Here is a 5,528-nt window from a genome sequence, read left to right as displayed (position 1 = left end):
ATAATTATTAATAGTATTGTATCGGTTTTATTTGGATTAGACTATAGCTTGCTCAACCTCTACTGCATCTAAGCTTTAAAACGGCTGAAAAATTATTGAAAATACGCTCAGTAGTTGCAATCATCATACAAAAACAAAGCGCTGCATTCCTTTATATAGCTTGAATTTTAAAAACTATCTACCATAATGAAAGCAGGATATTTACTTATTATCATTCATATCATTAATAACGATTTTTCCGTCATTTTTATTTCTACTATCTAAAAGCAATAAAGCACGACTACCCATTTTATCTCTGAAGCTCGTTCGCCTATGACGCATGGAAGCATGACCGATAGCAGCGGGCAACCAATACAAGGATAATCGCTTGACTGATTCCATGAGCCGCCGTATAAAATTTGAATCCTTGACCCCAGCACAGCTCAAAACCGTGCTTGGCGAATATAATAACCACATGAAATACATTCAACAACGCCTCGATATCAAAATTAGCCAACGCCAAGGCGACTTCTGTCTGAGTGGCGACATATCGGATGTCGAACGCGGCGAACGTATTATTTATAAAATGGTCGATGAAGCGCAAAACACCAAAGACATCAGCGCAGAAGAGTTGCATCTCATCATTCAATCGAGCATCGCACGCGATGAAGATATAGAAGAAGAGGAAGAACCAACTGACGAAGAGGAAGACTTAGAAGCGCCGAGTGACTTTACGCCCATTAGCCTGCGTACCCGTAACGGCAAAATCATCCCACGCGGTGGCAATCAGCAGCGTTATGTTAAGGATATTTTATCCTCTGATGTATCGTTTGGTATTGGACCTGCTGGTACCGGTAAGACTTATCTGGCCGTTGCTTGTGCCGTTGATATGATCGAGCGTAATGAGATTGAACGTATTTTGCTGGTACGTCCTGCGGTTGAAGCTGGTGAAAAGTTAGGGTTTTTACCGGGAGATTTGACCCAAAAAATCGATCCATATTTGCGCCCTCTATATGATGCGCTGTATGAGATGATTGGTTTTGAGAAAGTGAGTAAGATGATTGAAAAGCAAATCATTGAAGTGGCGCCGCTTGCCTATATGCGTGGGCGTACTTTGAATAACTCGTTTGTCATTTTGGACGAAGCACAGAACACCACACCTGAACAGATGAAAATGTTCTTAACGCGCTTGGGTTTTGGCTCACGAGCAGTTATTACCGGTGACATCACCCAAGTGGATTTGCCGCGTGGTACTAAGTCAGGACTGACGCAAGCGATGGAAATTTTAAGTGGTATTGAAGAGATTCGTATCACAAAATTTGATTCAAAAGATGTCGTGCGCCATCAGTTAGTTCAAAAGATTGTTGAAGCCTACGATATCTTTGATGACGAGCAATTGGTACTAGAAGAAAAACGTAGGCAAGAGCGTTTTATCGCTGAGCAAGAGCGTAAACAAGCGATAGCAGATGCTACGTCTAATATGTAATTCATACCCTTAAATTATTAATATTGACTCAAAAAAAAGCCGGATTTAATATCCGGTTTTTTATCATCTATCATTTACTAAATTTTTTCATTAAAAAAACCACGCTATAAAGTTCTCTCACATCAAGGCATCTCACATTTTGATTTTATAGTATTTTTAAAGACGATTTTCTCAAAAACTTGTTGTGCTTTATTTACCTGTTCAGGGTTCAGTTCTTGCTTACTATAATGATTATTTAAACAATTATTCCATGCATAGCCAACTAGACCGAGCTTCGCATAGCTGACCGCATCTTCTGCTTTTTCTGAGCGATAGCGGTTCATTGCATTTTTGCGATAATCAGTATTACCAATTTTTTCTTGCTGTCGAATATGCTCTAAAGTATAACTCATCCAAGCAGCTTGCAATTTTTCCGGACTTTGATTCAGCGGTATTAGGTATTCCTGACAGACTTTAGGTGCCGCTTTCAACGCTTGCCCGATATCTAAGTAAGCCATTAACCCTAAACGATTCAGCTGATATTCATTAGTAATGTCCTGCTGTAACTTTTTCTTAAAAAAACTCATATCAAAATTCGTCTGCTTCGGTATAGTCGTTAATCGCTCTACTTGAGTACTTAACTGTAGATAATCTTTTTCTAGTTTACCTATAGACTGACTGCTCAGCTGACGCAGCTCCTTGGGGGTATAAGGTGCATAGTTTGGTAGATTTACTTGCGTCAGACGCTTAAATATCTCAAAACCGTCTTCGATATTTTGTACAGAAATTTTGGAGGCATCATAGTAGGCTTCGTTTTCGCAAAGCTCAGTTGCCCATTGATACTTTTTCATCTTAGCTGGCTTATTGATATTGGACGCGTTTTTGCTATTTACAACATTGCTGGCTGTGCTTATTTGCGTAGTGGTTAAAGTTAGCCCGACTGCTAATAATACGACTAAAGGTGCTTTCATATTGTATTCTCTCTTTAATATGTGCAATACACTGCAATGATAAAGGACTGTTTACTTTTCATAAAAAAGAACCCTCATAGCGTGATGTTAATCACCCTATTCATTACTAGTAGCGACATCATAACCTAGCTATAGTAATATAAACGCACAGAGTAATCTCAAAATAAAAACCACTTATTTTTACTCTGACTATTTTTGATAATAATGAATAAACAAGACAAAGGATACTCTATGAATCAAGACAATAATGATAGCATTAACCATCATTTTGAAGAGAATGATGCAAGCTTAGCCGCACTCGATATCAGCGCAAGTGATAGCATTGACGACGAGATAATCGATACCTTTTATCATCGTAACCACTTACAATCTGTGATGATGGCGACTTTAGATTATATTGATGAACATATAAAGAACGGTCTAACATTACCCTACTTTGAAGATATCGATGCTGAACAATGGCAAGAAAAATCTAAAGGGCTAGACATCTATATTACGGATGAGAATGAAGCTCGCGAGCTTAATTTGGAGGCGCGAGAAAAAGATTATCCAACCAATATTCTGTCCTACCCAAGCGACTTGCCAGCAGCGATTATTGGGCTGATGCCAACGTTGCCGCTTGGCGAGTTGGTTATCTGTCATGCAGTGGTGGTACGTGAAGCCGCAGAGCAAAATAAAACCGTGACACAGCACATTAGCCATTTATTAATACATGGTGTGCTGCATCTGTTAGGTTTCGATCATGAGCTTGGACAAGCTGAACAAGATGAGATGGAAAGTTTTGAAATTGAGATTTTGGCAGAGGTAGACCTACCAAATCCTTATGTTTAATTTTTCGTCATCGTCAATTTTTGTGCTTGATCCATCTGATTAATCATCTGATCAAGCCCTTTAACATGGACACTGCGCTGCGGGAATGGAATGTCAATTTTATTATCATCCAGCGCGTATTTAAACTGCTCAAGCAAATCACACTGCATTGACCACCAATCGCCATTAGTCGTCCAGACGTTTAAGGTTAAATCGACCGAATTGTCGCCTAAATTAGTAACACGAATGATAGGCGCAGGGTCAGTGAAAGCCATTGCATTATCGTTGGCCAATTTTAGCATGATATCTTTTGCCGTTTTGATATCCGCATCATAGCCGATACCGATAGTAATATCGACGCGGCGATTGGGCAGTGCCGTATAGTTAATCACTGCTGAAGTGGTAATGTCGCCATTAGGAATGATGATGTCGTGATTATTTATCGTCGTCAAATGGGTATTGACCAAAGTGATTTCTGTGACCGTGCCGGTATGACTACTAATTTGTACATAATCACCGCGCACAAATGGACGAAAAGTCACGATCATGATGCCAGCGGCGAAGTTTGACAGTTGATCCTTGAGTGACAAACCAATCGCAACCGCAGCACCGCCCAAGATGGCAATCACTGAAGTGGTCTGCACACCCACTTTACTCAATGCTGCCAAAGCAACGATGACCAACAACAAGCCATACATCAGGCGACCTAAAAAGTTAGCCACAGTGTCATCTAAGCGACTACGCAGCATCAGCCTATGCGCAACTGCTACCGCTCTTTTTGCAAGCCAACGTCCTACGATAAATATGAGTAGCGCTAAAGCCACTTTAAATAATATGGCTAATGCACTATTGGTCAATGTGGCAATATCAAGGGTAAATCCTAAAAATTCCATGCTTACTCTTTATTCTATAACTGGGTTTTATGAATGTATTTTATAAATGCGCTTTATGAACTTGCTTTATGAGTTTGGCTATCTATCAGCGGTAAAGCCAGAATATGACGCATCATCTCACTTCTTTAACGTATTAATTTATGACTGATCATTTTAATACGTCACTTCTACTATGTCACTATAACGATAGGTACGTATCAGACGCAACTCGACAATATCTTTCATGTCTTCAGTAAATTTACCGAATGGCGCGGCTTGTCTGACTGATTGTTTAGCGGCTTCATCTAATATCGTTGAGTTTGAGCTCTCAAGCAAACGAATGGCTTTGATATTACCATCATTGGCGATAATTACCATCAAGCGCACTTCGCCGGTGATGCCTTGCGCACGCGCTTGGGTAGGATATTGCAGATTACCAACGCGCTCAACGTGCTCCCGAAAGGTATTGATATAATCGGCTGCGACACCTTGCGTCGTTGAGTTGCTATCCACGGTCACAACTTTTGATTTGGTCGCATAGACTTGCTGACGCTGAGACAGCTGAGCCTCCAACGTTGCGATTTGCTTGCGCAGTCGCTCTTCTTGCGCCATCATATCATCTTGTGCTTGTTTGCTATCGTTATCAGACTCCACACTCGCTTGACGCCAGCTTAGCGTGGTACGCAGATAGCTTTCTTGATAGCGCTGCTGCCGGACCTGACGCTGCAAGCTAATCACGTCTTGCGTTTCACTCATTTGGTCAGCAGGCAAAGGACTGCTTTGGTCGGTTTCTTGTCGTAATTGCTCTTGCACCGTGCCGCCACCTTCTTGCGATGCATTGGCAATAAATTGCGCATCTTCATTCGGCTGCATATTATCGGTCAGCGCTTTGGCAACGTCTTGCATCAATCCAGCAGGGTCTTGCCCCATCGAAAAGCTGACACCAAAAATGAGTAACGCATGTGCCGTTACGGCAATGACAATAGCCATAGGCAAGCTGATATCTCGTTTCGGCGCTTGCGCTGAAAAATGGTAGCTTTGTGAGTCTTTGATATAGGCCACAGTCGGTCTCAGCTTGTGAATATAAGGGCAGTCGGCAATAAGCGTGATAATATTAGCGTATGTCGACCAATGCCGGCGCTATCATAACATGTCATAGATTTGTATCGCTAGCACAACCGTATACTGCAAGCATTAATCTACCTGCCTACTATTTATTATTGCTTGGCTTTATACGTATCATCTGACCATAGTGGGCATTAAGAGGTAAAAGCATGCGCCATTATGGTTAAATGAATGATAACGAAACGTAGCTGTTCATTTTGCACGCCTCTATTTTGATATATACTGTTTTGTAGGTATCGTATAAGCCACTTTTTACGCCATTGACTAGATAACGACCGCGATAATTATAAGGATAATAAGTTTGAG

The 5,528-nt window shown here is 41.1% G+C and carries 6 protein-coding genes; 2 read left to right on the top strand and 4 right to left on the bottom strand.

The features are described 5' to 3' along the window. Positions 1-201: 201 nt before the first annotated feature. Positions 202-381 (bottom strand): hypothetical protein, encoded by a 180-nt coding sequence (locus tag CAN34_RS12070; RefSeq protein ID WP_089555847.1) that lies wholly within the window; start codon positions 379-381, stop codon positions 202-204. Here CAN34_RS12070 and CAN34_RS12065 point away from each other — a divergent pair. Then, positions 380-1,465, top strand: coding sequence for a PhoH family protein (locus CAN34_RS12065; protein WP_089555846.1), 1,086 nt, complete (start codon positions 380-382; stop codon positions 1,463-1,465). The genes CAN34_RS12070 and CAN34_RS12065 overlap by 2 nt on opposite strands. Positions 1,466-1,587: 122 nt before the next feature. Here the strand turns inward: CAN34_RS12065 and CAN34_RS12060 are convergent, their stop codons facing one another. Further along, the gene (locus CAN34_RS12060; RefSeq protein ID WP_089555845.1) at positions 1,588-2,415 is read right to left on the bottom strand and encodes a hypothetical protein; all 828 of its coding nucleotides are present in this window, start codon (positions 2,413-2,415) and stop codon (positions 1,588-1,590) included. 231 nt (positions 2,416-2,646) lie between these two features. Here CAN34_RS12060 and ybeY point away from each other — a divergent pair, with 231 nt between their 5' ends. Next, positions 2,647-3,246 carry an rRNA maturation RNase YbeY gene (gene ybeY / locus CAN34_RS12055; RefSeq protein ID WP_089555844.1) on the top strand — a complete coding sequence of 200 codons (600 nt, stop codon included), beginning with the start codon at positions 2,647-2,649 and terminating at the stop codon, positions 3,244-3,246. Here the strand turns inward: ybeY and CAN34_RS12050 are convergent. Both CAN34_RS12050 and CAN34_RS12045 read right to left on the bottom strand, forming a co-directional pair. Further along, a complete protein-coding gene (locus tag CAN34_RS12050) occupies positions 3,243-4,118 on the bottom strand; it encodes a mechanosensitive ion channel family protein (RefSeq protein WP_089555843.1) in 876 nt (291 codons plus the stop codon). The genes ybeY and CAN34_RS12050 overlap by 4 nt on opposite strands. 153 nt (positions 4,119-4,271) lie before the next feature. After that, positions 4,272-5,159 (bottom strand): energy transducer TonB, encoded by an 888-nt coding sequence (locus CAN34_RS12045; protein ID WP_165767655.1) that lies wholly within the window; start codon positions 5,157-5,159, stop codon positions 4,272-4,274. Positions 5,160-5,528: the final 369 nt, after the last annotated feature.

The organism is Psychrobacter sp. DAB_AL32B (assembly GCF_002224105.1).
Lineage (GTDB): Bacteria > Pseudomonadota > Gammaproteobacteria > Pseudomonadales > Moraxellaceae > Psychrobacter.
Note: the sequence above shows the minus strand (reverse complement) of the source record. Positions and strands in the feature narration are given on the sequence as shown.

Excerpts from the sequence above, each read along its gene's own strand:
- CAN34_RS12070 (WP_089555847.1), bottom strand. The coding sequence starts at position 381 with ATGGAATCAGTCAAGCGATTATCCTTGTATTGGTTGCCCGCTGCTATC.
- CAN34_RS12060 (WP_089555845.1), bottom strand. The coding sequence starts at position 2,415 with ATGAAAGCACCTTTAGTCGTATTATTAGCAGTCGGGCTAACTTTAACC.
- CAN34_RS12050 (WP_089555843.1), bottom strand. The coding sequence starts at position 4,118 with ATGGAATTTTTAGGATTTACCCTTGATATTGCCACATTGACCAATAGT.
- ybeY (WP_089555844.1), top strand. The coding sequence starts at position 2,647 with ATGAATCAAGACAATAATGATAGCATTAACCATCATTTTGAAGAGAAT.
- CAN34_RS12065 (WP_089555846.1), top strand. The coding sequence starts at position 380 with ATGAGCCGCCGTATAAAATTTGAATCCTTGACCCCAGCACAGCTCAAA.